This is a genomic window from Acinetobacter sp. P8-3-8 (assembly GCF_000214135.1).
Classification (GTDB): Bacteria; Pseudomonadota; Gammaproteobacteria; order Pseudomonadales; family Moraxellaceae; genus Acinetobacter.
This window is the reverse complement of sequence record NZ_AFIE01000011.1, coordinates 58,987-83,689: the sequence shown is the minus strand read 5'-3', so window position 1 is coordinate 83,689 and position 24,703 is coordinate 58,987. Positions and strand designations below refer to the sequence as shown.

The window sequence follows — 24,703 nt, the reverse complement described above, 5'->3', positions numbered from 1 at the left end:
TTGATAAAGGAGGGAGTACCAAGAATCTAAAAATTATTTTAAATTCTCATAGTTCCCCTCTTTTGTAAAAGAGGGGTTAGGGGAGATTAATAAGAGGAGGTTTGCAAATCACAATTGGCTTTGAATGTAATTCTCAATACCTACACTTTCAGTTAAATCGAGTTGAGTGGTTGTCCAATCCCAATATTCTTCTTCTTTTTCAAGAATTTCTTGCACTAAATCACGAGTGACGTAATCTAAACTTTTTTCCGCCAAATCAACAGCAGCTTTGAGTGCTTCAATATTCTCTTTCACTTTGCGTACATCACAGTTTAAAACTTCAACTGTATGTTGACCGATGTAGAGTTTGCCCAAATGTTGTAGGTTGGGTAAGCCTTCTAAGAACAGAATACGCTCGATAATTTTATCGGCGTGTTTCATCTGACGAATCGATTCTTTATATTCAGCAGAACCGAGCTGTTCAATTCCCCAATCATTAAACATGCGTGAATGAAGGAAATATTGATTGATTGCAGTCAAGTGGTGATAGAGCACTTGATTGAGTTGGTTGATGACGTCTCGATTGCCTTTCATGGTCAAAGCTCCATTCAGTTGTGTGCCTTAAAACGTTAAGGCAATCCATATCACTATCTTAATCAAATTTATCAATAGTTTCGAGTAATTTATGGAACGGCAAATGAAAATCGCAATCAAAAACAATTGGTATATTTTTATTAACTTAGGGTCTAAATAAAAATAAACCCGCTTTGAGTCGAAGCGGGGGAGGAATATGATTCGAAGATCATGAATAAACTTATTATCGTTATTGAGGTTATTTACAAATATTAGGCGGCAATGGAAATACGTGCTGCAATTTCTGCCAATTCTTCATTGATAATACTTTTCGCTTCTGGTGCACAACGACCACAGCAAGTACCTAAATCTAAAAGATCACGAATTTCACGATAGCTCTCTGCACCATTAGCCACAGCATCTTTAATATCTTGATCTGTAATACCACGACACAAACAAATGTACATTAGAGTAAACCACAAAGTTAAATGCGATAACTAGTATTATTGATAATTATTACCATTTGTCAATAAAATTCATTTAAAAAAGGATTTATCTTGATTGAGTTTTTGAATAAAAAAATACCACCTGATCGGTGGTATTTTTGATTAATTTTTAAACATATTAAAAATCAATTATTTGCTTAATTTGCTTTAAATATGATTATTGATTAATAACGGCAATAGCATCCATTTCAACCAAAGCATTTTTCGGTAAAGCTGCAACACCTAAAGCTGCACGAGCTGGATAAGGTTGTGCAAAATATTCACCCATAATTTGATTGACCAACTGGAAATGTGAAAGGTCAGTAAGGAAAATATTCAATTTTGCAATATCAGTCAATGAACCACTAGCAGCTTCACAAACGGCTTTGATATTATCAAAAGAACGACGGATTTGTGCTTCAATGCCTTCTACAAGTTCCATGCTGTAAGGATCTAATCCAATTTGCCCTGAAAAATATAAGGTATTACCGACTAAAATAGCTTGTGAATAAGTACCAATTGCAGCAGGGGCATTCTCAGTGTGGATCACTTGACGGGACATTGATTTCTCCTTGATTTCAACTCATTTCATCATAATGGATGAAGGGGATACTTGAAAGCAGCATCGATTAAACTGATCAGTCAGCATGATTAACATGCTTTTGCTTTGATATTGTCATTAATCACAATAGGCATCAATAAGCGCTCAATGCGAGGGAAGCCAAATTGCATACGTAGCTCTCGAATGATTTGAGCAATCTGTTTGCGGTTATTCACAACAATATTGACATAAGTTTTGTCTTCGTGGGAGCGTACCGACTCGACCCCAGTTTTAGCTTTACGGCATAAATAAATCAGTTCTGAGATTTGTTCATCATTCAACACAAGGTCAATACTTAAGTAAGCATTGAAGTTCACGTCTTCTTCTTGTTCGAATGTCCATTGTAAAGACATGATGTTTTCAGGATGTAAGTGCTGTTCATGGATCAAGTTGTGGCAACGTTCGCGATGCACAATTAAACCACGACGAGATAAATGTCCTTGAATTTGATCGCCAAATACAGGGTTGCAACAATGTGCATATTTAACATCAACACCATCTGTACCTTGAATTAAGCGTTCAGAAACTGTGTGATCATTGGGTTGTGATTGAGCAAATAGGTGATTGGCAACCAATTGAGGTAATAAATCACCTACGGCAATTTGTTCAAACAAAGCATCTTTGTCTTGAATGTGACGCCATTGCAATAAATCAATCCAATCGGCTTCTGATAAATCTTTGACAGAACGATTAAACAATTTTAATGCACGATTTAAAGCTTGTTGCCCAACTAAGCGCTGTTCTTCTAAATCTTGATCTCGCAAAATATTTTGAATCGCACGACGGGCTTTTTGAGTATTGATAAAACTGAGCCAATCAGGATTTGGTGTGGCCAATACATCAGTAATGATTTCAATTACTTGACCACTGGCTAAAGGGGTTGAAAGTGGTTTGATTTCATTGTTAATCTTCGCCCCTACTGCATGGTTGCCAAGAAATAAACTGGCTGAATAAGCAAAATCAACAGCAGTTGCGCCTTGCGGAAGTTCATGTAATTGACCATGAGGGGTATACACCCAAATTTTTTCTTGATGTAAATAATCAAGCAAATCATTAAAGGTGGTTTTTGCACATTCGCCACCGACAAGAATGTCTAAATTCTTCATAGAGGCTTGAATTGCAGAACGACAGGCTTGAGGTGCATTTTCACCCAGTACCACGCCAAAGCGAGCTGCTTTGCGCATCAGCTCAGTTTGAATGGTTAATGACAGGGTTGTACGCTCACCTTTAAGCTTGATCATCAAAGATTGATTGCCGCCGGGTAATGGGCGACGAATATGATCTTCATAAGACAGCACTTGGAAATTTTCACGGAGTGCATCAACAAAGCGGTCACAATCGGCGATGCTTTGTAAAATGATTTCAAAAGCGTGGCTATGCGTCAATTCTTGTAGGTCAATTTCATTTTTAACAAAGTGACGTAATAACTCGATATTATTATTTTTCTTTTTAATACGACCAGCAATATTATAATTATTTAATAAATCAACGAGATTCTGTTCCCAAAGCGACTGATACTTACAGCGTTCTGGTTTGGTTTTGAGTAAGGATTCTTGAACATCGTTATACATATCAAGATCAAGATTCTGATAACACAAATGCTCTAAATTATCCGCCATTTCGTTCATACCGACCAAACGGGCCATTGGAACGAAAATATCAAAAGTTTCTTGTGCAATACGTGCGCGTTTATCTGGACGTAATGCACCTAGCGTCGTCATGTTGTGATAACGATCGGCGAGTTTGATAATGATTACACGTGGATCTTGTAGTGTGGCTTGCAAGATTTTACGAAAGGATGCGGCTTTATTATATTCTTTATCGCTTGAATGACTCAGTTTAGTCACGCCATCAACCAATTCAGCAACAGTTCGACCAAACTTTTCGGTAATGTCTTCTTTGGTAAAATCTGTATCCTCAATCACATCATGCAGAAGTGCTGCCATCAGTGTTTCAGGATCCATACGCATATGCGCCAGAATACAGCTCACTGCAATGGGGTGAAGAATATAAGGTTCACCACTTTTACGGGTAATACCATCGTGCGCAATATCAGCATAATCACAAGCTGCAAGAACCCGCTCGACATCGCTCGGTTTTAAGTAAGCGTCGATAATCACATTGAGCTGCTGCTTGGCTTGACTGACCTCTTGGCCTGGCATAAAACACCTATCATTAATTGCGAATTTGAACGATTTTTCCCAATCCTTTAATGAAAAGCATATTGAGTCACTTGTCAATTTCTAGAAATAAAAAATATCTATTTTTTTTAACAAATATTTAGGATTTTGTCGATGTGTTGGCAAAATTATTTACGATAAATTTGCAATAAAAAAGCCTAGTATAAAAACTAGGCTTTTTAAGAAAATTTAACTTATTGGAAAGAAAAACCTTCAAGATTGAGATTGTTTGCAGAAAGAGCAAGGTCAAGACTCGACGTTTGATAATCTTGATCACGTTGTTTCAAGATATCTTTAGTCACATGACCAATCGCAATTTCACGTAATGCAACAACAGTTGGTTTGTCATTGTCCCACTCAACAGTAGGTTCGATACCTTGACGTGCCAATTGACGCGCGCGTTTGCTTGCCACTAGTACAAGCTCAAAGCGGTTGTCCACATGGTCTAAACAATCTTCAACGGTTACGCGTGCCATAAGAATTCTCGTTTGAATACAAATTTTTTAAATAGACTGTGCAGTATAAAATGCTTTCACTTTAGACTCAAGTTTTAATCGACAGCGAACCTAAGATTGTGGTGTGATCAACTTTTCAATCAGGACCTGATGGCGACTGGCTTGTTGCTGTATTTTTAAACGATTGGCGTTAATTACAGACTCCAAATCGTGCAATGCCTTATTGAAGTCATCATTGATAATAATGTATTCAAAATTAACATATTGCTGCATATCTGCAACAGCACAGCTTAAACGATGCTCAATCACATCAACAGAATCTGTACCACGATTAGACAAACGCTGACGTAAGTCAAACTGTGTTGGAGGGAGAATAAAGATTTGTTTAGATTCAGGAAAAATCTTACGAACTTGTTCAGCACCTTGCCAGTCGATCTCTAAAAGTACATCATGACCTTTTGCTAACTGATCTTTTACTGTGGTTTGCGCTGTACCATAATAATTACCAAAAACTTCAGCATATTCGATAAAACCACCTTGATTGACTTGATCAAGAAAGTTTTCTTTTGAAGTAAAATGATAATGAACACCGTCGAGTTCGCCAGGTCGTTGACCACGAGTCGTATGAGAAACTGAAACATGCAAATTGCTGACACGTTCAAGTAGCGCTTTAACGAGAGATGTTTTGCCTGTTCCCGATGCCGCAGAAACGACAAACAATAGACCCGACATGATATTTTTCCTGATATGATAAAATATCTTCTCTATTTTAGAGTAGACGGCACACAAACAAAACAGTTTTTAACGGTTTTTATTTTTGTTTGTGCGTTATCGATTAAATTTATCCAAGCATTTAAGTGAGTATTGAGGGTTCTATGGAAATTGTATTGGCCAATCCGCGTGGATTTTGTGCAGGTGTAGATCGTGCAATTGCCATCGTCAATCGTGCGCTTGAATGTTTTAATCCGCCCATTTATGTACGCCATGAAGTTGTACATAACAAATTTGTGGTCGATGACTTACGTCAACGAGGGGCGATTTTTGTCGATGAACTCGATGAAGTTCCAGATGATAATATTGTTATTTTTAGCGCACATGGTGTTTCTAAAGCCGTACAACAAGAAGCGGAACGCCGTGGCTTAAAAGTTTTTGATGCAACATGCCCTTTGGTCACTAAAGTACATATTGAAGTGACCAAGTATGCACGTGAAGGTACAGAAGCCATTCTCATTGGCCATGAAGGACACCCAGAAGTCGAAGGGACGATGGGGCAGTATGATAAAAAAAGTGGCGGTGAAATTTACTTAGTTGAAGATGAAGAGGATGTGGCTTCTTTAACGGTCAATCACCCAGAAAAAGTGGCTTTTGTCACACAAACTACACTGTCTATAGACGATACTGCAAAAGTCATTGATGCTTTACGTGCAAAATTTCCCCAAATTCAAGGGCCACGTAAAGACGATATTTGCTATGCAACACAAAACCGCCAAGATGCTGTTCGGGATTTAGCGGAACAATGCGATGTAGTTTTGGTCGTAGGTTCACCGAACTCTTCTAATTCAAACCGATTGCGTGAGCTGGCTGAGCGTATGGGAAAACATGCATACCTTGTCGATAATGCAGATGAGCTTCAACAAGATTGGTTCAAAACGACAGATAAAATAGGGGTGACAGCAGGTGCTTCTGCACCTGAAATTCTGATTAAACAAGTGATTCAACGTCTACAAGAGTGGGGTGCAACAGCACCTCATGAGTTGAATGGACGTGAAGAAAATATTACATTTAGCTTACCTAAAGAGTTACGCATACAAGTCACGCAAGCTTAAATTTAATCTAATTTTTTTAAGCAGATAACTGAATTTTTCAGTTATCTGCTTTTTTATGCCACTTATCCAACTTGTATTGGTTTTGTAATGAATTGGTCTATGATTTTAAATAGGGTAAAGTTTTGTTGCGATGGAGTTGCGATGCGAAATAATCGAGGATTCACCTTAATTGAGTTGATGGTGACAATAGCTGTTTTAGCGATTATAGCTTCAATTGCAGCGCCTTCTTTTTCAGATCATATTGCTAAACAAAGTCTTGATAATAGTGGTATGGAAGTATTGTCCGCTCTAAATGAAGGGCGGAGTAAAGCCATAGCATTAAGAGCTGTAGTTGTGGTTTGCCCAAGTAAAGATAGTGCAGGTGCGAAAATCACTCCAGAACAATGTGTAACAAAGACAATATCTGGTGCCGATGGCGATAAATTTGTGGAGCAAAATAGAGTACTTCTTGCAAATATTATAGATAGTACTGGTGTGACATCAACAGTATCAGGAGTGGTTTTTTTACCTACAGGTAATGTTCGGAATGCACAAACCTTTACATTGTGTGCAAAGAACAAGTCTAAAAACATCGTTGTTGCCGCTACAGGTGCTTCTGATATTTTGGTAGGAACTTGTTAATGAAAATTATAAATAGACAGGCTGGTGTTGGTATGGTTGAAGTACTTGTTGCTTTAGTTTTACTTGCTTTAGGTGTTCTCGGTTTTACCGCTTTGCAGCTTAGAGCTGTAGAGGCAGGCGATGAAGCGTTGGTTCGATCGCAAGCTACACTTTTGTTGAGAGGTTTGAGTGAGAGCATTCGAGCAAATCCAGAAGGACAATCATTTTACCGTGCTAATGTGCAAGCTTATGCTGGAATAAGTACAAGTCCAAATACTAATAGAAGTTGCCTGGATGCTAATTGTACGCCACAGCAAATGGCCGCTTATGATGCATTTTTAGTGGCAAGATCTGCATTTAATGTTGGTGTAAATATCACTATGGCGGCTTGCCCAGGCACAACGAATAGACAATGTTTATTCGCAGGTTGGGGAGGGACTAAGTTTTCAGCTGGAGACTATAGCACTTGCATGAACTCTTCTGGAAAGTATGTGAATAATGCTCAATGCCTGATGATGGAGGCTTATTAATATGAAAAGCAAACTTCAACAAGGCTTCACCTTAATTGAGCTAATTATTGCTTTGGCATTAGGATTAATAATCAGTGCTGCTGCCTTGCAATTATTTGTCGGTGGTTTGATTACTACTCGATTACAACAAGCTAGTGCAGAATTGCAAGATAGTGGTGTTTTTGGCTTAGAGTATATGGCGCATGATATTCGCTTAACTAACTATGGAAATATTAGTCATCCTGAATTAAATGATACAACAAATTTAGGCGGGCTTGTTTTGACGAGTGGTCTTACAGGTAATGTTAATTTACCTATAGCTTTAGATACAAAATTTTTAACTACTTCTGGTGGTGTATCGAATGTTAATGCGAAAAGTGATCAATTAACTATATTATTTACAGCGCCTGAAGCTATGTTTAATTGTGAAGGTGCAGAAGTTGCAGCAGGTGAGTTTGTACTTCAGCGCTATTTTTTGAGAAAAGATGATAATGCAAAAAATGATACGGATTATGCATTAGCTTGCGATGCAAATAGACCACCAGCGAACACAATAGCGCAACTGACTGAAGTTGGTGATAATGGTAAAAGCCAAATTATTATGCCGAGAGTAGATCAATTAAGGTTTTATTTAGGTACTCAAAATGCTAATAAAACAAACTTGGCTTATTATACGATTAATCAATATAAAGCTGTAGCCAAAGCAGCAGCTACGGCAAATATTAAACCTCCAAGAATTGTTTCGATTAAAGTAGGTGCTTTAGTCCGTTCAAAAGATGATTTAAAAAATAAGCTCATTGATCCAACTAAGGCTATTCAGTTTTTAGATGGTGATGTAAGCCTTACAAACACAACTAATAAGTATTTACGAAGAGAATATACAACAACGATTGCTTTAAGAAATGCTATGGGGGAGCCTTTATGAAAACTATATCAAAAGCTACCTCACAAAAAGGAGCTACATTGATTGTTGTTTTATTTATGTTAATTCTTTTAACACTGGTTGGTGTTTTTGCAATTAGAACTGCGATGACAACACTAAATATTGCAACAAATACACAAGTAGGGCAACTCTTAAGTCAAACTGCAGATACGCCTTTAAATCAGGTTTATGCCTCAGATTTATCTAGAATGGTTGATTTAAGTGGTGTTGTTGGTTTTGCAATGCAAGATAGTAAACAAGAACCAGGTAAGGAGTATATTTTTTGCTACAAACCGACTTCAAAAGCAAAATTTGGAGCTTCTTTTAGTGTGGCAACACTTCGTCCTCCTGCAAGTAAAACTGCTAAAGCAACAGTTGCTTCGGGAGGAGCTGCGGCATTTTGTGATTTAACTAAAGATTTTGGTAGTAGTCGTGAAGCGGTTGTAACGCAAGTTTCAGTGAAAATACCAAACGATGCAACAGACTTGCCTGTAGGTGCTTTATTGGGGGAAGGGTCAGATGCAAGTGTGGGGGCACCTATTGCTAAAAATGTAGTTGAACAGCAAAGAATTAGAGTTACCACTACATCAATTTTTCCTGCATTTGCTAAGGATATAAAAGTTGCTCAGGCTTGTATCGGGGTAGATGGGGCGAATCCTGGTTATATTAGTGATAATACAAGTAAGGATACAAAAGGATTTAGAACTATCGCAAATTGCTTAGCGGATTTGGGAGTTCCTGTAAATAGCCAAACACAGGAATTCCATTTACAAACTTTGCTTACACAAACTGAAAAACCTTGAGATGTGGAGGACGGAAATGGATAAGTTAATTAAAAGAACCTCGCTAAGTAAAAAGGTTAAATATTTAAATGATCAAAAGTTAATAGCTTTTAGTTTTACTTTTGGTTGTACGATTTTACTTACTTCAAGTGTGGTTCAGGCAACAGATTTACAAATATATGCGGCACCTTCTGCAGGCCAAAAAACGATCGTTATGATGCTGGATACCTCTGGTAGTATGGGGTCGATGAGATCTCCGACAGATAGGGATGGAAACTTTCTTGGTGGGTATAGTTATGTTGATGATTACGGATTAACGACTTGCGGAACAAGTTCGCAAACAGCATTAGCAACATTAGTAACAAGTATATTAGGGCTTGTAAATAATACTGCTTATAGAGTTAGCTCAGGAACAACACCGAGTTATGATAGAAATTTTTGTTATGTTTCTGCGAGTAGTGCAAAGGGAAATAGTTTAGTTACCAATAGTGTTTCTGGATGTAATCCTCAAAAAGATGCAAAAGGTAATATAACGGGTTACCAGTGTTTTGATCGGTTGACTCGTTTAAAAGATGGGATGTTTAGTTTATTGGATAGTACTGACGAAGAAGCGAGAAAACTGCTTCAGGATAGCAGTACTAGTACGGCAAATTTATCAAATACATATATTGGTGCTGGAAATTTTTCGGCAAATGGTGATGGTCGGACTGCACAAATTTTAGTGCCAGCAAAGAAACTAGGTGAAGTTGGAAGTTCGCAAAGAATTGCTTTAAAAACAGCTATCGCTAAATTGGAAGCTCGAAATGGTACTCCTTCTGCACATGCTTATGCTGAAGCTGCGAGTTATTTGCTTGGTACAAATACTAATATGAGTTTACAGCGTTATTTTAAAATAAGTAATTCTAATTATTATGCGGAATGTGATTCATGGGATAGTGGTGGTAAGTGTAATGTGAATTGGAAGGGATGGTATTCTAATTTTAGCAGTTCAACTTCAAATACTAGATTAGGGGAATCGGGAAGTTTAAGTGGATATAATGGGAATTATTATTATGCGGATACAGAAGATTCGGGTTTTTCTAGTTCTGCAATAGATACTAAAACATCATCGAATACATATTCATCACCATTGCCAGCAGCCGATAAAAAAGCAAGTTGCGATGGTCAAGGTGTTTACTTTCTTTCTGATGGTGCTGCAAATAGTAGTAGCGATAATCGAGCATGGATGGTCATGCAGAAGTCATTAGATACTAAAGGCTCTTTATTTTCGTGTTCAAATGATCTACCTAATGCTGATTCTAGCAGTGCTTGGCGCTGTATGGGAGCATATTCTAAAGCATTGTTTGATCCTACTAAAAATCCAGTTCAGCGTTCGATTCAAACTGCATTTGTTGGCTTTGGGAGTACTTTTTTTACTGAAAATATTTTAACGGCAAACCAAGATACTAAAAATGCTTGTCGTTTAAGCTCTCGAGCGTATAAAGATGCAGCAACAGGTAAAGAACCAAATGATAAATGCTCACCAGGATATAGTGGGGCTTTATCTGTACCTAAGCCAACAGAAAGCACTTCAGGTACCGGACGAAGTGATGGGTATAATTATGATGGTGGGTTTGGTAATGGTGGATTTTTCCAAGCTTCTAGCTCATCAGATGTTACCAAAAGTGTAGTAGAATTTATTAATTCACTTGGAATAGTTCCACCTGATCCACTATCAACTGGAGCGATTTCTGTACCAGTAGATGCATTGAATCCAAATGGTTTTCAGCCTTATGGTTATTTGAGAGCATTAAAACCTGATCCAGGTAAAAACTATTTAATCTGGCAAGGAAATTTAAAAAAATACGGTATTAAAGGTGGTGCTTTAAAAGATGGTACTGTAACGGTTTTCAACGAGTTAGGTGCTTTAAATAAAAATACTAAAGATTTATGGAATGCTTCGAATTCTGCAGATTTAGGTTTAGTTGAGAATGGAGGCGTTTATTCAAAATTATCACTTCCTACTACAGCAAATCCAAATGCATTTAGACCATTGTTTACAGATGTATCTAGTGCAAGCAATGGTAACCTTGTAAAAATGTCTGTAAAAAATAGCAATCTATTGGCAGTGACAAATAGACCTATAGCAGATAGCGTTGCCTTATTAGATAAGTTTAATACACAAACAACAGTAAAAGATTTTTCACCATTGCTTAAGATTAAGTTGTTAAATTATCTAGGTTATGACTTGAATTTATCAACTACAACTTCATTACCAACTTCGTTAACATCTCCAAATTTGCCTTTTACTGCAATGGGAGGAAGTATTCATTCTTTGCCTGTTCAACTCACTTATTCTGGAGATTTGGATGAGTATGGTGATTTGACTTCAGCTCGTTCACAATCAGTTTTATATTCAAGTATGGAGGGTGGATTGCGGATTGTTGATGCAGTAACTGGAACAGAGCAAATGGTTTTTGTGCCTGCTGATATTTTATTGAATGATGATGCTTCTCGAGCCTTACGTAGAAGTGAATCTGGTGGTGCGACCTATGGTATTGATGGAACATGGGTTGCCGATGCTGCATATGAGTTTGGAGAAGGAGCTACTGCTGGGACAATGTCTGTTAAAGCAAAGCAGATGAATGTTTATGGCGGAATGAGAATGGGGGGAAATAGTTTTTATGGTTTAAATGTACTTGATCCTAAGAACCCTAAATTTTTATTTAGAATTGGACCTGATTTAGGTGGTAAATACGCTCGTATGGGGCAATCATGGTCTAAACCTGTTATTACGAATGTTCGCTATGGCGATAAAATCAAACGTGTCATGATTATCGGTGGTGGATATGATATCTGTTATGAAAACCCACGATTTAAATTAAACACAGCGAATCCAACGGAATATGGTGGTGCAGCATGCAAAAAGAACCAAGCAGACGGAAATGCTGTTTATATTATAGATGCAACGGATGGTACTATTTTATGGTCAATCAGTAATGCGGGAGCTGATACTAATGTCGTATCTATGACTCATAGTATTGTAAGTCGTATAAGTGCATTAGATCGTGATGGTGATGGTTTAGTGGATCATCTTTATTTTGGTGATTTAGGTGGGCAAGTGTTTAGAGCGGACCTGAATAATACTAAAGGAACGACAACTTCAGCTTTTGGTAAACGAGTGGTTCGTTTGGCAAATTTAGGCAGTACAACAATTTCTGCTGGAGATCAACCTAGGTTCTATCAAGCACCTACTCTAACGAAACACACGCAGGGAGCTGATACTTTTATTTTGGTTGGAATAGCTTCAGGTGACCGTAGTACTCCACTAGATGTTAGCCCTCTGACTGGTCGCGAAGGTATTTTACCTACAAATGCTTTAACTAATCGTCCAACAAATAATGTCTATGGGTTAATTGATCGTGACTTTAGTAATAAGGATTTAATGACAATAGGGGATAGTGATTTAAAAACTGTTGATTTAACACTAAGTAACTTAAAGAAAAATCCGCAGTCTTTATCTGGAACAATATCATCTAACTTTTTCCCATATAATAAAACAACAGGCCTACAAGGTTGGTATCGTTCACTTTCAAGCGATCCTACAGGAAATGATGTATCAGGTAGAACTTTGGGTGGTATGAAAGCTTTGGAAGATGGACCTATTGCCTTAACTAATTATTTATATGTGCCAGTTTATGACCCTGAAGGAACAGGGATAGTACAACAAGATCCTTGTAAACCACGTATTGTGGGAGAAACCAATACTCAACAATTTTGCTTACCATATGGCGTATGTTTAAAGTTGGATGGAAGCAAGGATGAAACTGAGGAGAGAAAAACTGGTTTCCAAATAGCAAATGGTAAGAACTTAAATATTTCTGGTGCGGGTATCCGAGGGATTACTTTAGGCCCTGATGATCCTGATCCTGATCCTAACCCTAAAAAAAATAGCTGTGGTGGCTTGACGATGGTAGGGAATCTGAAGGGCTTTGGTAAATGGGAATGTACACGTATTCTTAACCCTGTACGATGGTATGAAAAATATGTTTCAGCTAATTAAATCGGAAACTAAGTTGCCTACTATACAAGTTAGTAGGCAAAAAGGTCCTCAATTAGGTTTTACCTTAATTGAAGTCATGATTGTAGTCGTGATAATTGCTATTTTGGCTGCTATTGCTGTACCTGCTTATACTGAATATACCCGAAAGGCAGTCGCCTCGACTGCCCAGCAGGAAATACAGAAAATTGCTGAGCAATTGGAGCGTTACAAGGCTAAAAACTTTACTTATAAAGGCTTTGATCCTAATTATATATATGGTCAATCCTCAGCAATGAATGAAATCATATTACCTAAAGGTGCAAGCGGAGCAGATATCAAATATAGAATTACACTTCAAGACCCAGTTTCAGGAAAATTATTATCATCAACCGATGTTACTAATAGAGGAAGAAATTGGGCAATTAAAGCGGAAAGTACGGATGTGAAAAATTATAACTTATTGATGACAAGTGAAGGGCTTCGTTGTAAAACAACAGATAGTGTCACTTATATAGGTTGTTCAGGTACTAAAGTCATATCATGGTGACGCATATGAAACAAAAAGGATTTACATTAATTGAATTGTTAATTGTAGTTGTAATTATAGGAATTTTAGCGGCTATCGCTTATCCTTCATATCAAGGTTATACCATTAGGACAAATCGAGCTGATGTACAAAGCGAAATGCTAACAATAGGCCAGAGTTTAGCAAATTATAAAATGGCTAAAGGTACTTACAAGGATGCACAACTTGCAAATGGCTCATTTGAAGAAAATTACCCGAATACAGGAGTTGCTAATTATAAAGTTAAATTAGAAATTTCTGCTGATAATTTATCATGGTCTTTAACTGCTTCACCAATCTCAGGCTCTAAACAAGATGGGAATGGTTCGGTCTCTTTAAATAATCGGGATCAAAAGTGCTGGATTGAAGGTACTTCTTGTACTCCTTCCGCGGCTACAAACTGGAACACAAAATAAAAACAAATTCAAAATTGTGGATAAATAAATTTTGATCTTTCTTTCGTTGTAAAGATAACGTAAAATACTGCCCTCTATGAAAGGGGTTTGAAATGTATCGATGGTCGGTACAGGGATAATCCGTAAAAACTATAAGGTTCTATCATGGTTGTAATTCGTCTAGCACGCGGTGGTGCTAAAAAACGTCCGTTCTATCAAGTAATCGTAACTGATAGCCGTAATGCACGTGACGGTCGTTTCATCGAACGTATTGGTTTCTTTAACCCTACAGCTCAAGGTAAAGCAGAAAAACTTCGTTTAGATGCTGACCGTTTTGCTCATTGGATCGCTCAAGGCGCTCAACCGTCTGAACGTGTTGCTTCTTTAGCTGCTCAAGCTAAGAAAGCTGCTGCTACTGCATAATTAAATATTTAATTAGGCAGTAAGCCCATGACACCAGCACAGAATGTGCCCGAAGATCGTATTCAGATTGGACAGCTACGTTCAGCATATGGATTAAATGGGTGGCTCTGGGTCTATTCCAATACAGAACCTATGAGCAATATTTTTGACTATCTGCCTTGGTACATAGAAACCAAAGCAGGTTGGCAAACTATAGATGTAAAACGTTGGAAACCACATGGCAAAGGCTTGGTTGTTTCGTTGAAAGGTGTGAGTGATCGTACCGCAGCGGATAACTTAGTGGGTGCAAATGTTTGGATTTCAAAATCGCAACTGCCTCAAGCAGGTGTGGATGAGTATTACTGGTCAGATTTAAAAGGCTTAACAGTGTTAGGTCTAGATGATGAAGAACAGGAAGTAAATCTCGGTCAAATCCATGAACTATTTGAAACAGGTGCTAATGATGTGATGGTGGTTCGCGCAACCCCAGAAAGCATCGATAGCGAAGAGCGAATGATTCCATGGCATAAAGATGTGGTACAGCGTGTTGATCTCGAAGCTGGTCGTATCTACGTGAATTGGGGCGTAGATTACTAATCCTTAAAGGATGAACGCAGCAGGAAAATAGAGGAGTCTGCGATGTTTTTTGCAGTCATTACGCTTTTTCCTGAAATGTTTGAAGCGATTACAGCGTACGGAATTAGCGGGCGCGCAGCAAAACGTGAGCTTATACAAGTCCATTGTATCAACCCACGAGAGTTTGCAGAGGGTAACTACAAAAGAGTGGATGAACGTCCATTTGGTGGTGGTCCTGGTATGGTGATGATGGCTGAGCCTTTGGCAAAAGCAATTCACCGTGCTAAAAAGCTTGCAAAGCAAGCAGGTGCAGTTCATGTTCCTGTGGTGTATATGTCACCGCAAGGAAAGACCTTAAACGAAGCTGCAGTACAGCAATTTGTTGAATATGATGGATTGATTGTATTGTGCGGACGTTATGAAGGTGTTGATGAGCGTTTGATCCAAAAATATGTTGATCAAGAATGGTCAATAGGAGATTACGTATTATCAGGTGGAGAGTTACCTGCGATGGTTTTATTGGACAGTATTATTCGACGTTTGCCGAATACGATGTCAGATGAACAATCAGCGATACAAGACTCATTTGTGGATGGTCTTTTAGACTGCCCACAATATACCAAGCCAGATCATTTTGAAGGTTTGGATGTGCCCGAAATATTGAAATCAGGGCATCATGCAAATATTGAAAAATGGCGGTTTTTGCAGCGTTATCAACGCACTTTAGAACGCCGACCTGAGTTGGTTGAAAAAGTTGAGTTGACGAAGCAGCAAAAAAAATGGCTAAAAGATAAGTAAGGGTAAGCAAAATTTAATGATGTTTGCCTAAGCACAAAACGAGAAGCATTGCTTCGAGTTGGTATTTAAACAAAGCTTTAAATACTCTTTAATAGGCTTTTTATGCATTGAAGTGGTCAAGCATAGAGAGAAATATAATCGGGTTGATATGCGCTTAGCCTCTATCCCCAGCGGAATTCAGACCTCTTCTGAGCCGCAATATTGGAGATTCCCACAATGAGTGGTAAACATCCTTTAGTTCAAGCTGTTGAAAATGCACAGTTAAAACAAGACATTCCTGCTTTTGCACCTGGTGACACAGTTATCGTTCAGGTTAAAGTAAAAGAGGGTGATCGTGAACGTCTTCAAGCATTTGAAGGTGTTGTAATCGCGAAGAAAAATCGTGGTTTAAACTCTGCTTTCACTGTTCGTAAAATTTCTAGCGGTGTTGGTGTTGAACGTGTTTTCCAAACACATTCACCAGTTGTTGCTAAAATCGAAGTGAAACGTCGTGGTGACGTTCGTCGTGCTAAACTTTATTACCTACGTGAATTGTCAGGTAAAGCTGCACGTATTCGTGAAAAGTTACCAGCTCGTAAACAAGGTTAATTTTAACTTTGTTTTAAAGCAGAAAAATGCGCCATTTGGCGCATTTTTTTATGCCTATAAATTTTATAAGCCTTGTAATTTAAGGCGATTGGCGTGCTGACGATAAAGCGATACTGGATCTGGAGCAAACACATCACGTAATCCTAAAACAAGATTAATTTCATCGAGATGTGTGAGTTTGTAATCATCACGAATCACTTTACCAAAGTGTGTACTACAGCGTGGAACAACGCCGTCATTGTCTAAATTTCTGTATGCAATTGGTGCGAGAGTTGAAATAGCCATATCAATCACATCTAATACATTGGTGACTTGAGCTGTACCTGTCCAAGAGTAGTAATATCGTCCTTGATTTGAATAAGCACCATTTTGATCGCATGAACTGGCAAGTGCAGGGGTTGGATATTTCGCATTAAACTCAGCAGATCCTGCTTCACTAACCGATACTAAGCCTCGGTGCATATTGATGGTCGTATATGGATTATGGGATGCCCAAGTCAGGATAGGGCCAACTAAATGATCAACCATAATACTGGATATTGGATTAGTCACTGGATTTTCTAAGGTCATGTCTCCAATTCTCGATCCTCGGAATGTTGCACCTACACCTGTGAGTGAGGCAACATATTCTGGTTTGATGGCTTCAACATAACGTATTGTTGATCCTGCATGACTATGTCCAATCAAGTTAACTTTGGGTTTCCCTGTGATGGCAATAATTTCTTCGACTTGTCCAATCAATTGTTCTCCACGAATTTCAGAAGATTCAACTGGAGATACCTGAGTGGCAAATGTAGTTGCACCATGGCGAGCTAGATCGGGTAAAATTTGATAGAAATAATCCATACCAAATGACTCAAAGCCCAAGCGTTCAAAACCAAACATACCGTGAACGAAAGCAATAGGATATTGAGTTTTAGCATAGTCTGAGGTGGTCGAGGATGGTATGGCTTGTTGTATGACATTCAGCGCCGAAGCTGATTGTGTTGCTATACTCAATCCAATGATACTGATGAAAAGTAGTCCTTTTTTCATAGAAATTCTCACATTATTTATTTTAATTGAACAATAAAAATCTCACATTGTTTTGAATTAAACAGCATATTCTTTTTGATTTTATTCATTATTACATGTATTGAATTGTATCAAGAGCATGCTTCTGCAAGAGGTCTAATTTTTTATTGTTAAAAATATAGTATAGAAAAACTAAATAAAAATCTAAATGAAGCAGATAGGTGGTTGGTATTTGGTCAAGTTTTAAAAAACCAAATATTGCAGATCACAATATTTGGCTTTGATGTTTTTAGAAAGATTATAAGCCTTGAAGTTTAAGTCGATTGGCGTGTTGACGATAAACAGAAACAGGATCCGTAGAAAATAAGCCTCGAATTCCTAGGACTTGATTGACTTCATCAAGGTGATTCCAGCCGTAATTATCACGAATGACTTTACCGAAACGAGCATTACAGCGTGGAACTAAGCCATCATTGTCCAAACTACCATAGGAAATTGGCCCTAAAACAGAGATCGCACTGTCCACAACATCTAATATATTGGTGACTTGTGAAGTTCCAGTCCAAGAGTAGTAGTAGACACCATTACGAGATGCTGCACCATTTTGAGAACAACTGCTGGCAAGGGCAGGCGTTGGGTAGCGTTGATTGAAAGCACTTGAACCTTGTTCGCTAATGGATTTGAGTGATGCATTCAAATTACTTTTCAGTCCTGAATTGCCTTGAGAAAAAGCAATAACTGGACCTACAATATAATCTGTTGCAATACTTAGAAATTGAGATCCTCCTCTATTTGCTAATAGATCATCTGCAACTTTTGATCCTCTAAATGTTGCACCGACACCTGTTAAAGATGCGACATATTGAGGTTTAACCACTTCTATATAACGGATGGTTGGCCCACCGTGACTATGACCAATCAAATTGACTTTGCTTTTGCCTGTTAAGGCCATGACTTCTTCAACTTGAGTGAGTAATTGTTCTCCTCGAACTTCTGTAGACTCAAGTGGTGAAATTTGAGCAGCAAATACCGTTGAACCATTGCGGGCTAAATCAGGTAAAATTTGATACCAATAATCTAGTCCAAATGCAGCGACACCTAAGCGACTAAATCCAAACATCCCATGTGTAAATAAAATTGGATATTTAGTTTTTGCATAGTCCGATTGAACCGATGCTGTAACACGCTGTACGCCTGCATGCGCAGAACTCATGCCTATTGCGCCACAAAGGGCTAACATAGAACAAGCGAGCGCATATTTTTTGTTTTTTAACATTTGTATTTCATCCTGAAAAAATGTTGATTGTCGATGAATCAGCTTAGGGCATAATCATCCCTAATCGGCAAATGGTAATTTCCCTCCTTCGTCATGAACTGTTTCAAATGTTTGTAATCGTATCTGGTCTTGTTGATTATTAAACTGTTGTGCTTTTAATTGTGATACAGCACTTTGCTTTGCTGTATCGCTCATTGAACTGTTCATGATCGTGTCACGTTCAGCTAAGTATTGATTAACTTTGCTTTTCCAGTCACTACGTTGTACATCAAGTGTTTCTAAACGTTGAGTTGCTTCAGCACCGACCAAATTGGTACGCATTTGGTGTAATTCTTCAGCCGAACCGCCACGTGCTTTTATTTCAGAAGTTAGCTTTCTGAGGTCTTCAAGCTGAGAAATTTGTTGTAAATTTTCTTTCCAATCTTCTGGAAGTTGATTAAACAATTGTTTTAATTTTTCAGCTTTTTCGGTTGCAGACAAATTTTTATTATTCATGATCTCCATACGATCAAGCGTGTATTGATCATAAGTATCTTGAGTACCGAATAAGCCTTGAATTTCATAGTCTGAAAAGAATTTTTTTCTTAAGTTTTGGGTATTACTCACAATCTGCTGATAATACTGAGCACTGTCTTTATCTGCTACAGGAGGCTGTAGATCGCCCAATTTAGCCCGATAATCCACATAACGTGACCATAAGTCACTTAGTTGAGATAGAACTGGCTCTTTATAACTGGCTTTACTGTAAGCGAGAAAGTCAGTCTTAATTTGGTCAATAGTTTTTTCGCCGTATTGAGTAATAAAATACTCAAAACAATCTTTAGTCTGTTCATTGACCATCAAGCGATTTGAATCATCTACACGAATTTGACAATTGATTTGGATATCTTGTTGGCTCTTGCTTGCAAAGGACTGTGCTTGGGTATTTGAGATTGTCGCAGGCACAATTTGCCCTGCTTGTTGCTTAGCAAATGTTTCTGCCGATGTTTGCTGATCATTATTGGATGTGTTTTGCGGTTTTAACCAAAAAATAAAAGCAAAAACAATCACAATAATTACTGAAAATGCAATCCATAGCATATTTTTACGTGCTTTCTGCATGTAAATCCTTTGATTTGTATTATTTTTTTTGATCAGAAAATAATCTGCCATAAATATTTATTTTGCATAGCAGAAATTTGTAAAAATAGATAAATGGATTTGTTAGAATAAGCAAACATTGTCCTGATCAATTCAATATGTCTGCTAAATCGCCCAAAATTCAACGTCGCCATATCAGTGGCGTTTTTTTATTGAATAAACCTCTAGGAATCAGTTCAAATGCAGCTTTGCAAAAAGTGCGTTGGCTCTATCGGGCGCAAAAAGCAGGGCATACTGGTGCATTAGATCCGCTTGCATCAGGGTTATTACCGATCTGTCTGGGCGAGGCGACTAAGTTTTCTCATTATTTACTCGATTCAACGAAGCGTTATCTCACCACTATTCAGCTTGGACACAGCACCACGACGGGTGATGTAGAGGGTGAGGTGCTGTTGGAAAAAGCAGTTCCTGTTTTAACTGAAGATCGCATCCATCAGGTATTGGCTCAGTTTATCGGTGATATTCAACAAGTTCCGCCGATGTATTCTGCATTGAAGAAAGAAGGCCGTCCGTTGTATGAGTTGGCACGTAAAGGGATAGAAATTGAACGAGAAGCACGTCCAATTCACATTTTTGCTATTCAGTTAATTGAATTTTCAGAAAATACAATGACTTTAGATGTGACATGCTCGAAAGGAACTTATATCCGTGTATTGGGTGAAGATATTGCTCAAGCGCTTGGTGGTTATGGTCATTTGATCTATTTGCATCGGACTCAAACTGGGCATTTTGAATTGAATCCAAGTTATACCATTGAATATTTGGAAAGTTTAACCGAGCAAGAGCGTGAAGCATTGCTATTACCTGTTTATGCGCCGATTGACCATTTTACTAAAATTCAAGCGCCTGAAGGTCGTGCGGAATATTTCAGCCGTGGCATGGAAAGTAATATTGAACATGAAGCAGATGCAGAAGTTCTGGTCTTTGATGGTGAGAAGTGCCTAGGTTTGGCTGAAATCACCGATAAAAAGCGTTTAGTGCCTAAACGTGTATTAAACCTCTAATCTGAGTAAGTTGTATGGAACTGGACATTATTATTAGCCTGATTTTTTTCGCTTTTTGCGCAGGCGCAATTGATGCGGCTGTTGGTGGAGGAGGGTTAATACAGATTCCAGCTTTGATGGGAGCATTGCCACATTATCCAACTGCAACAGTTTTTGGTACCAATAAGCTTGCTTCAATTTGTGGTACGGCTTCGGCTGCATTTTCTTATTTAAAACAAGTGAAAATCCAATGGAAACTTTTGGCGGTGATTGCAGTCACTGCATTCATTAGTTCTTTTGGTGGCGCGGCTTGTGTGTCGTTGATTCCACAAGAAATTTTACGTCCATTCGTATTGTTCATGTTGATCGTGATTGCGATTTATACATTTTTTAAAAAGCAATTTGGACAAGTGCATTTTCAGCAAGAAATCACCAATAAAATGCTGTTGATTGCAGGTGTTGGTGGCTTAGCCATTGGTTTTTATGATGGGATTTTTGGGCCAGGAACAGGTAGCTTCTTTATTTTCTATTTTATTCGCTACTTAAAAGTCGATTTTTTACACGCATCAGCATTGTCTAAAATCGGTAATTTTATGACCAACTTCGCGGCTTTAAGTTTCTTTATTCCTACAGGACATGTGCTGTTCCAACTGGGTTTAATGATGGCAGCTGCCAATGTATGTGGTTCATTGGTTGGGGTGAAAATGGCGTTGAAATACGGTAGTGGTTTTATTCGTATTCTCTTTTTAATTTTAGTCAGCATTTTAATTTGTCGTTTGGCATATCAAATGTTTACGGGATAATTCACGCTTAGTTTAAGTATCCAGATACAAAAAGTTTCATTTAATGACGATGTTTATTTGATCACTCTTTTATGATATTACGTCTATTGAGTCAATTTTTATTGAGCTGAATGATGGAAGGATAATGAAAAGAGGGATTTGAATGAATATTTTTGAAGCACTAAGTATAAGTCATGATGTGCAACGGGATTTATCTGGAAAATTGGTTGAAACATCAGGTGATACTTCTGAGCGCCGTAAGATTTTTGCATTACTTAAAAATGAATTATTTGCACATGCGGTTGCAGAAGATCGTTATTTCTATATTCCATTGATGATGACAGATTCAGGCTTAAATCTTACACGCCATGCGCTTTCTGAACATCGTGCAATGGATGAAATATTAGGATCATTAACTGAAACTGATTTTAGTCATTCTCGTTGGTTGATATTGGCTAGACGATTATTTGAAACAGTGCATCAGCACTTACAGCAAGAGGAATATCACTTTTTTCAGCAAGCAAGTAAAATCTTAGATGAAAATCAAAAACTAGCACTTGCGAAAAAATATATGGCTGAATATAAAAAATATAAGGCAAAGTTTAAAGATGAGCTTATAGACGAATTCAAATGATTTTAAATTCTGTAGTCATAAAAAAACCTTTGGAAAGATAGCGTATTCAATCTTTTCAAAGGTGAAAAATATTCAAGAAGATTAACATTAAACATTATAAGAAACATTATAAGTCATCTGGATCTTGTTTAGACCTAAACGTCACACCAATAGATGCAAGCATGATACAAATCAAAGCAATACATTGCCATAAGCTAATCTGTTCTTTTAATAGGAAAAATCCTGCAATTGCGCCCAATGCAGGAGATAAACTAGAAAGTGTGCCGTAACTGAGTTTGCTTAGGCGCTTTAAAGCCATTAAATCCAATGCATATGGGATCGCTGTTGCTAATAGAGCAATGAGTAAGGCTTTGCCCCAATATTCAGTTTTAAGCAAGGCTTCGGGGTTGTGTACCGCGCTGATGGGTAACATGACCATGGCGGATAATACGATGGCAATACTGAGCGCATGCATACCAATATTTTGGCGAACAACCCTTTGTCCATAATAAATATAAATTGCCCAACAAATCCCTGCGCCAAGAGCAAAAGCAGCGCCTAGATATGAAAAGTTGTGTGCAGTTGCATCTTGCCAAGGCACCATTAATGCAACACCAATAATGGCAAGCAATACCCAGAGATAATCACTTTTATGCTTAATAGACAGTAAAGCTAATGTGAGCGGGCCAAGAAACTCTAATCAACCGCAATGCCTTGTGGCAACTTACCTAAAGATGCGTAGAACAATACATTCATCAAACACACAGAGCCGCTATACAGCAATAAATCCTTCCATTTTAAATAAGGTAAACGCTTAATGATTTTCCACGATCTAAACATTAAAATAATCAGAATAGATGCAAAACATAATCTTAAAGTCACCACTGTCAGTGGATCTAAAACTTCAAAAAGTTGTTTCGCAAATGATGCGCTGATCTGATATGCGACCATGGATAAAACCATAAAGAGCACAGCAGTGAGTTGAGTGTTCGGCATAAGTATAAAAGTGTAGGATTCTGGCGCGATTTTATCATTTGTCGATAATAAAGCGACTATTTATAAAGTTTATATCGAAAGATAAAATATTTGCTTGGAGATTGAAAATTCTACGCTATGATGATGAGAATAAATGATAGATGCATCGCATAAATTAAATTTTAAAAGATGTAAGTAGGGTGGTTAATGATGAACTTAGAAAGAATAGATCAGGTTTTACTAAAACAAGCTGAATCGGGAGATCCCGCGGCACAATTTGAAGTTTCTATGCAGTTACCGCCAGAGCATGAACAACATATCTCATTGTTGAAATCTGCGGCACAAAATGGACATGAGCAAGCAATACTGTGTATGGCAACGCATGAACGGCAGCAGCAGAATATTGATGGCACTTTATTTTGGTTGAATCAGGCAAAAGATTTAAATAACGCAAAAGCCTATTTTCTTTTGGCTGAAATTTTTAAAGCAGGCGAAGGTGTCGCTTTGGACTTAAATCAAAGCCTTGAGCACTATAAAAAGGCCGCAGATTTGGGTGATATTGATGCTGCTTTTGAATTATTCAAAATCTACAATGAAGGCATTGGTGTTAAAAAAGATAGAGAAATTGCTGAGAAATATTTAAATCTGGCAAAACAAAATCAACATATCGAAGCAGCTTCTATTGAGTTGTAGTTTTACGAAACTAGAATTCAGAACTGAATACGAGTTTTGATTCATAAATCTCTTAGCTGATTCACGGTTAAGAGATTTATTTTTTTGCGCGTTGAACGGTCATGGTACACCCGATCGATGCACTAATAATTGTGGCTAAAGCCAACCATTGCGTCCAAAGCAATTGTTCACCTAAGAAAATAAATCCTGAAAATGCAGCCACAGCAGGTTCTAAGCTCATCAGCGTACCGAAGCTTAAAGCAGATAGATTTCGTAAAGCAATCATTTCTAAAGAGAAAGGTAATGCGCTGGCTAAGATTGCTAAAGCAACAAAATAGATCAAATTGGATGGCTGAAAAACTGTTGCGGACATGCCTGAAAATAAAGCAATTGGCATTAAACACAGCATACCAACAAACATGCCCAAACAAACCGTATGATTACCTGAAACGCCCGAAGGTTTCTGTCCCGCAATAATATACAATGCCCAACATGCTCCAGCGCCCAGTGCCAAAGCGATGCCGATGGGGTCTAATCGATGAGCAGCTTGGTCAAAAGGAAACAGTAAAACCAAGCCTAAAATTGCTAATCCGACCCAAATAAAATCAAACTTTTGCCGTGCATGAAACAGTGCAACACTCAATGGGCCAATAAACTCAAATGAAACGGCAATGCCTAAAGGTAATCGTTCAATCGACAAATAAAAGAGGGCATTCATGCCAGCTAAAGCCACGCCATAACTGATAATCGCTGACCACTTGATATGTTTAAAATTAACCTGCCAAATTCTAAAAATAATGGCCAAAATCAATGAACCCATCAGTAGACGCATAGCGGAAATGGTCAACACTGGGAAGTGTTCAAAGAGCACTTTGGCAAGCGCACCACTGCTTTGCATACTCACCATCGCAATAAACAGTAGAATCAAAGCTTGAAGATGAGGTGCTGCTTTTAAATTTGGCATGTTTTAGAACGTTTTAGCTTTAAGGCT

General features: G+C 38.0%; 26 protein-coding genes and 1 pseudogene. 16 read left to right on the top strand and 11 right to left on the bottom strand.

Going from position 1 to position 24,703, the window contains the following annotated elements; all coding sequences use genetic code 11:
* Positions 1 to 108: 108 nt before the first annotated feature.
* The 6 genes from bfr to gmk form a co-directional block, all read right to left on the bottom strand.
* Complete coding sequence (gene bfr, locus GGG_RS0107260; RefSeq protein WP_010113450.1) at positions 109 to 573, bottom strand: bacterioferritin; 465 nt, start codon at positions 571 to 573, stop codon at positions 109 to 111.
* Between the two features lie 251 nt (positions 574 to 824).
* Positions 825 to 1,019: a bacterioferritin-associated ferredoxin gene (locus GGG_RS0107255; protein ID WP_010113449.1), complete on the bottom strand. Its 195-nt coding sequence runs from the start codon at positions 1,017 to 1,019 to the stop codon at positions 825 to 827.
* Positions 1,020 to 1,215: 196 nt separating this feature from the next.
* Complete coding sequence (locus GGG_RS0107250) at positions 1,216 to 1,599, bottom strand: RidA family protein (protein ID WP_010113448.1); 384 nt, start codon at positions 1,597 to 1,599, stop codon at positions 1,216 to 1,218.
* 89 nt (positions 1,600 to 1,688) lie between these two features.
* On the bottom strand, positions 1,689 to 3,800 hold the full coding sequence (locus tag GGG_RS0107245) for a bifunctional (p)ppGpp synthetase/guanosine-3',5'-bis(diphosphate) 3'-pyrophosphohydrolase (RefSeq protein ID WP_010113446.1): 2,112 nt from the start codon (positions 3,798 to 3,800) through the stop codon (positions 1,689 to 1,691).
* Positions 3,801 to 4,012: 212 nt separating this feature from the next.
* Positions 4,013 to 4,294: a DNA-directed RNA polymerase subunit omega gene (gene rpoZ / locus GGG_RS0107240; protein ID WP_004718302.1), complete on the bottom strand. Its 282-nt coding sequence runs from the start codon at positions 4,292 to 4,294 to the stop codon at positions 4,013 to 4,015.
* Positions 4,295 to 4,384: 90 nt separating this feature from the next.
* The gene (gene gmk / locus GGG_RS0107235; protein ID WP_010113440.1) at positions 4,385 to 5,005 is read right to left on the bottom strand and encodes a guanylate kinase; all 621 of its coding nucleotides are present in this window, start codon (positions 5,003 to 5,005) and stop codon (positions 4,385 to 4,387) included.
* Between the two features lie 143 nt (positions 5,006 to 5,148).
* Between gmk and ispH the strand changes: the two genes are divergently transcribed.
* The 12 genes from ispH (at position 5,149) to rplS (ending at position 16,257) form a co-directional block, all read left to right on the top strand.
* The gene (gene ispH / locus GGG_RS0107230) at positions 5,149 to 6,099 is read left to right on the top strand and encodes a 4-hydroxy-3-methylbut-2-enyl diphosphate reductase (protein ID WP_010113438.1); all 951 of its coding nucleotides are present in this window, start codon (positions 5,149 to 5,151) and stop codon (positions 6,097 to 6,099) included.
* 141 nt (positions 6,100 to 6,240) lie between these two features.
* Positions 6,241 to 6,720 carry a GspH/FimT family pseudopilin gene (locus GGG_RS0107225; protein ID WP_034599006.1) on the top strand — a complete coding sequence of 160 codons (480 nt, stop codon included), beginning with the start codon at positions 6,241 to 6,243 and terminating at the stop codon, positions 6,718 to 6,720.
* Entirely contained in the window at positions 6,720 to 7,229 is a 510-nt protein-coding gene (gene pilV, locus GGG_RS0107220; RefSeq protein WP_010113434.1) for a type IV pilus modification protein PilV, read from the top strand. The genes GGG_RS0107225 and pilV overlap by 1 nt, the downstream gene beginning before the upstream one ends.
* Position 7,230: 1 nt before the next feature.
* Entirely contained in the window at positions 7,231 to 8,133 is a 903-nt protein-coding gene (locus tag GGG_RS0107215) for a PilW family protein (protein ID WP_010113432.1), read from the top strand.
* Positions 8,130 to 8,933 (top strand): hypothetical protein, encoded by an 804-nt coding sequence (locus tag GGG_RS0107210; RefSeq protein WP_010113430.1) that lies wholly within the window; start codon positions 8,130 to 8,132, stop codon positions 8,931 to 8,933. The genes GGG_RS0107215 and GGG_RS0107210 overlap by 4 nt, the downstream gene beginning before the upstream one ends.
* Positions 8,934 to 8,949: 16 nt before the next feature.
* Entirely contained in the window at positions 8,950 to 12,954 is a 4,005-nt protein-coding gene (locus GGG_RS0107205; protein WP_010113428.1) for a PilC/PilY family type IV pilus protein, read from the top strand.
* 13 nt (positions 12,955 to 12,967) lie between these two features.
* On the top strand, positions 12,968 to 13,480 hold the full coding sequence (locus GGG_RS0107200) for a prepilin-type N-terminal cleavage/methylation domain-containing protein (protein WP_319795935.1): 513 nt from the start codon (positions 12,968 to 12,970) through the stop codon (positions 13,478 to 13,480).
* Positions 13,481 to 13,485: 5 nt separating this feature from the next.
* Complete coding sequence (locus tag GGG_RS0107195) at positions 13,486 to 13,914, top strand: type IV pilin protein (RefSeq protein ID WP_010113424.1); 429 nt, start codon at positions 13,486 to 13,488, stop codon at positions 13,912 to 13,914.
* Positions 13,915 to 14,058: 144 nt separating this feature from the next.
* On the top strand, positions 14,059 to 14,316 hold the full coding sequence (rpsP, locus tag GGG_RS0107190) for a 30S ribosomal protein S16 (RefSeq protein ID WP_010113423.1): 258 nt from the start codon (positions 14,059 to 14,061) through the stop codon (positions 14,314 to 14,316).
* Between the two features lie 27 nt (positions 14,317 to 14,343).
* Positions 14,344 to 14,892: a ribosome maturation factor RimM gene (gene rimM, locus GGG_RS0107185; protein ID WP_010113421.1), complete on the top strand. Its 549-nt coding sequence runs from the start codon at positions 14,344 to 14,346 to the stop codon at positions 14,890 to 14,892.
* A gap of 42 nt (positions 14,893 to 14,934) precedes the next feature.
* Entirely contained in the window at positions 14,935 to 15,669 is a 735-nt protein-coding gene (trmD, locus tag GGG_RS0107180) for a tRNA (guanosine(37)-N1)-methyltransferase TrmD (RefSeq protein ID WP_010113419.1), read from the top strand.
* A gap of 216 nt (positions 15,670 to 15,885) precedes the next feature.
* Positions 15,886 to 16,257, top strand: a complete 372-nt coding sequence (rplS, locus tag GGG_RS0107175; protein ID WP_010113417.1) for a 50S ribosomal protein L19 — start codon at positions 15,886 to 15,888, stop codon at positions 16,255 to 16,257.
* Positions 16,258 to 16,320: 63 nt separating this feature from the next.
* Here rplS and GGG_RS0107170 read toward each other — a convergent pair whose 3' ends face one another.
* The 3 genes from GGG_RS0107170 to GGG_RS0107160 form a co-directional block, all read right to left on the bottom strand.
* Positions 16,321 to 17,292 carry a triacylglycerol lipase gene (locus GGG_RS0107170; RefSeq protein ID WP_010113415.1) on the bottom strand — a complete coding sequence of 324 codons (972 nt, stop codon included), beginning with the start codon at positions 17,290 to 17,292 and terminating at the stop codon, positions 16,321 to 16,323.
* A gap of 277 nt (positions 17,293 to 17,569) precedes the next feature.
* Complete coding sequence (locus GGG_RS0107165) at positions 17,570 to 18,547, bottom strand: triacylglycerol lipase (protein ID WP_010113413.1); 978 nt, start codon at positions 18,545 to 18,547, stop codon at positions 17,570 to 17,572.
* Between the two features lie 60 nt (positions 18,548 to 18,607).
* A complete protein-coding gene (locus GGG_RS0107160; RefSeq protein ID WP_029574488.1) occupies positions 18,608 to 19,648 on the bottom strand; it encodes a lipase secretion chaperone in 1,041 nt (346 codons plus the stop codon).
* A 137-nt stretch (positions 19,649 to 19,785) separates the two neighbouring features.
* On the opposite strand from GGG_RS0107160, the gene truB reads away from it, so the two are divergent.
* The 3 genes from truB (at position 19,786) to GGG_RS0107145 (ending at position 22,086) form a co-directional block, all read left to right on the top strand.
* Complete coding sequence (gene truB / locus GGG_RS0107155) at positions 19,786 to 20,691, top strand: tRNA pseudouridine(55) synthase TruB (protein WP_010113411.1); 906 nt, start codon at positions 19,786 to 19,788, stop codon at positions 20,689 to 20,691.
* 14 nt (positions 20,692 to 20,705) lie between these two features.
* Positions 20,706 to 21,473: a TSUP family transporter gene (locus GGG_RS0107150; protein ID WP_010113410.1), complete on the top strand. Its 768-nt coding sequence runs from the start codon at positions 20,706 to 20,708 to the stop codon at positions 21,471 to 21,473.
* Between the two features lie 142 nt (positions 21,474 to 21,615).
* A complete protein-coding gene (locus GGG_RS0107145) occupies positions 21,616 to 22,086 on the top strand; it encodes a hemerythrin domain-containing protein (RefSeq protein WP_010113409.1) in 471 nt (156 codons plus the stop codon).
* A gap of 106 nt (positions 22,087 to 22,192) precedes the next feature.
* Here the strand turns inward: GGG_RS0107145 and GGG_RS19580 are convergent.
* Positions 22,193 to 23,061, bottom strand: a pseudogene (locus tag GGG_RS19580) (DMT family transporter).
* A gap of 186 nt (positions 23,062 to 23,247) precedes the next feature.
* Here GGG_RS19580 and GGG_RS20435 point away from each other — a divergent pair.
* Positions 23,248 to 23,733 (top strand): tetratricopeptide repeat protein, encoded by a 486-nt coding sequence (locus GGG_RS20435; RefSeq protein WP_010113408.1) that lies wholly within the window; start codon positions 23,248 to 23,250, stop codon positions 23,731 to 23,733.
* A 76-nt stretch (positions 23,734 to 23,809) separates the two neighbouring features.
* On the opposite strand, the gene GGG_RS0107130 is transcribed toward GGG_RS20435, so the two are convergent.
* Positions 23,810 to 24,676 carry an EamA family transporter gene (locus GGG_RS0107130; protein WP_010113406.1) on the bottom strand — a complete coding sequence of 289 codons (867 nt, stop codon included), beginning with the start codon at positions 24,674 to 24,676 and terminating at the stop codon, positions 23,810 to 23,812.
* Positions 24,677 to 24,703 lie beyond the last annotated feature (27 nt).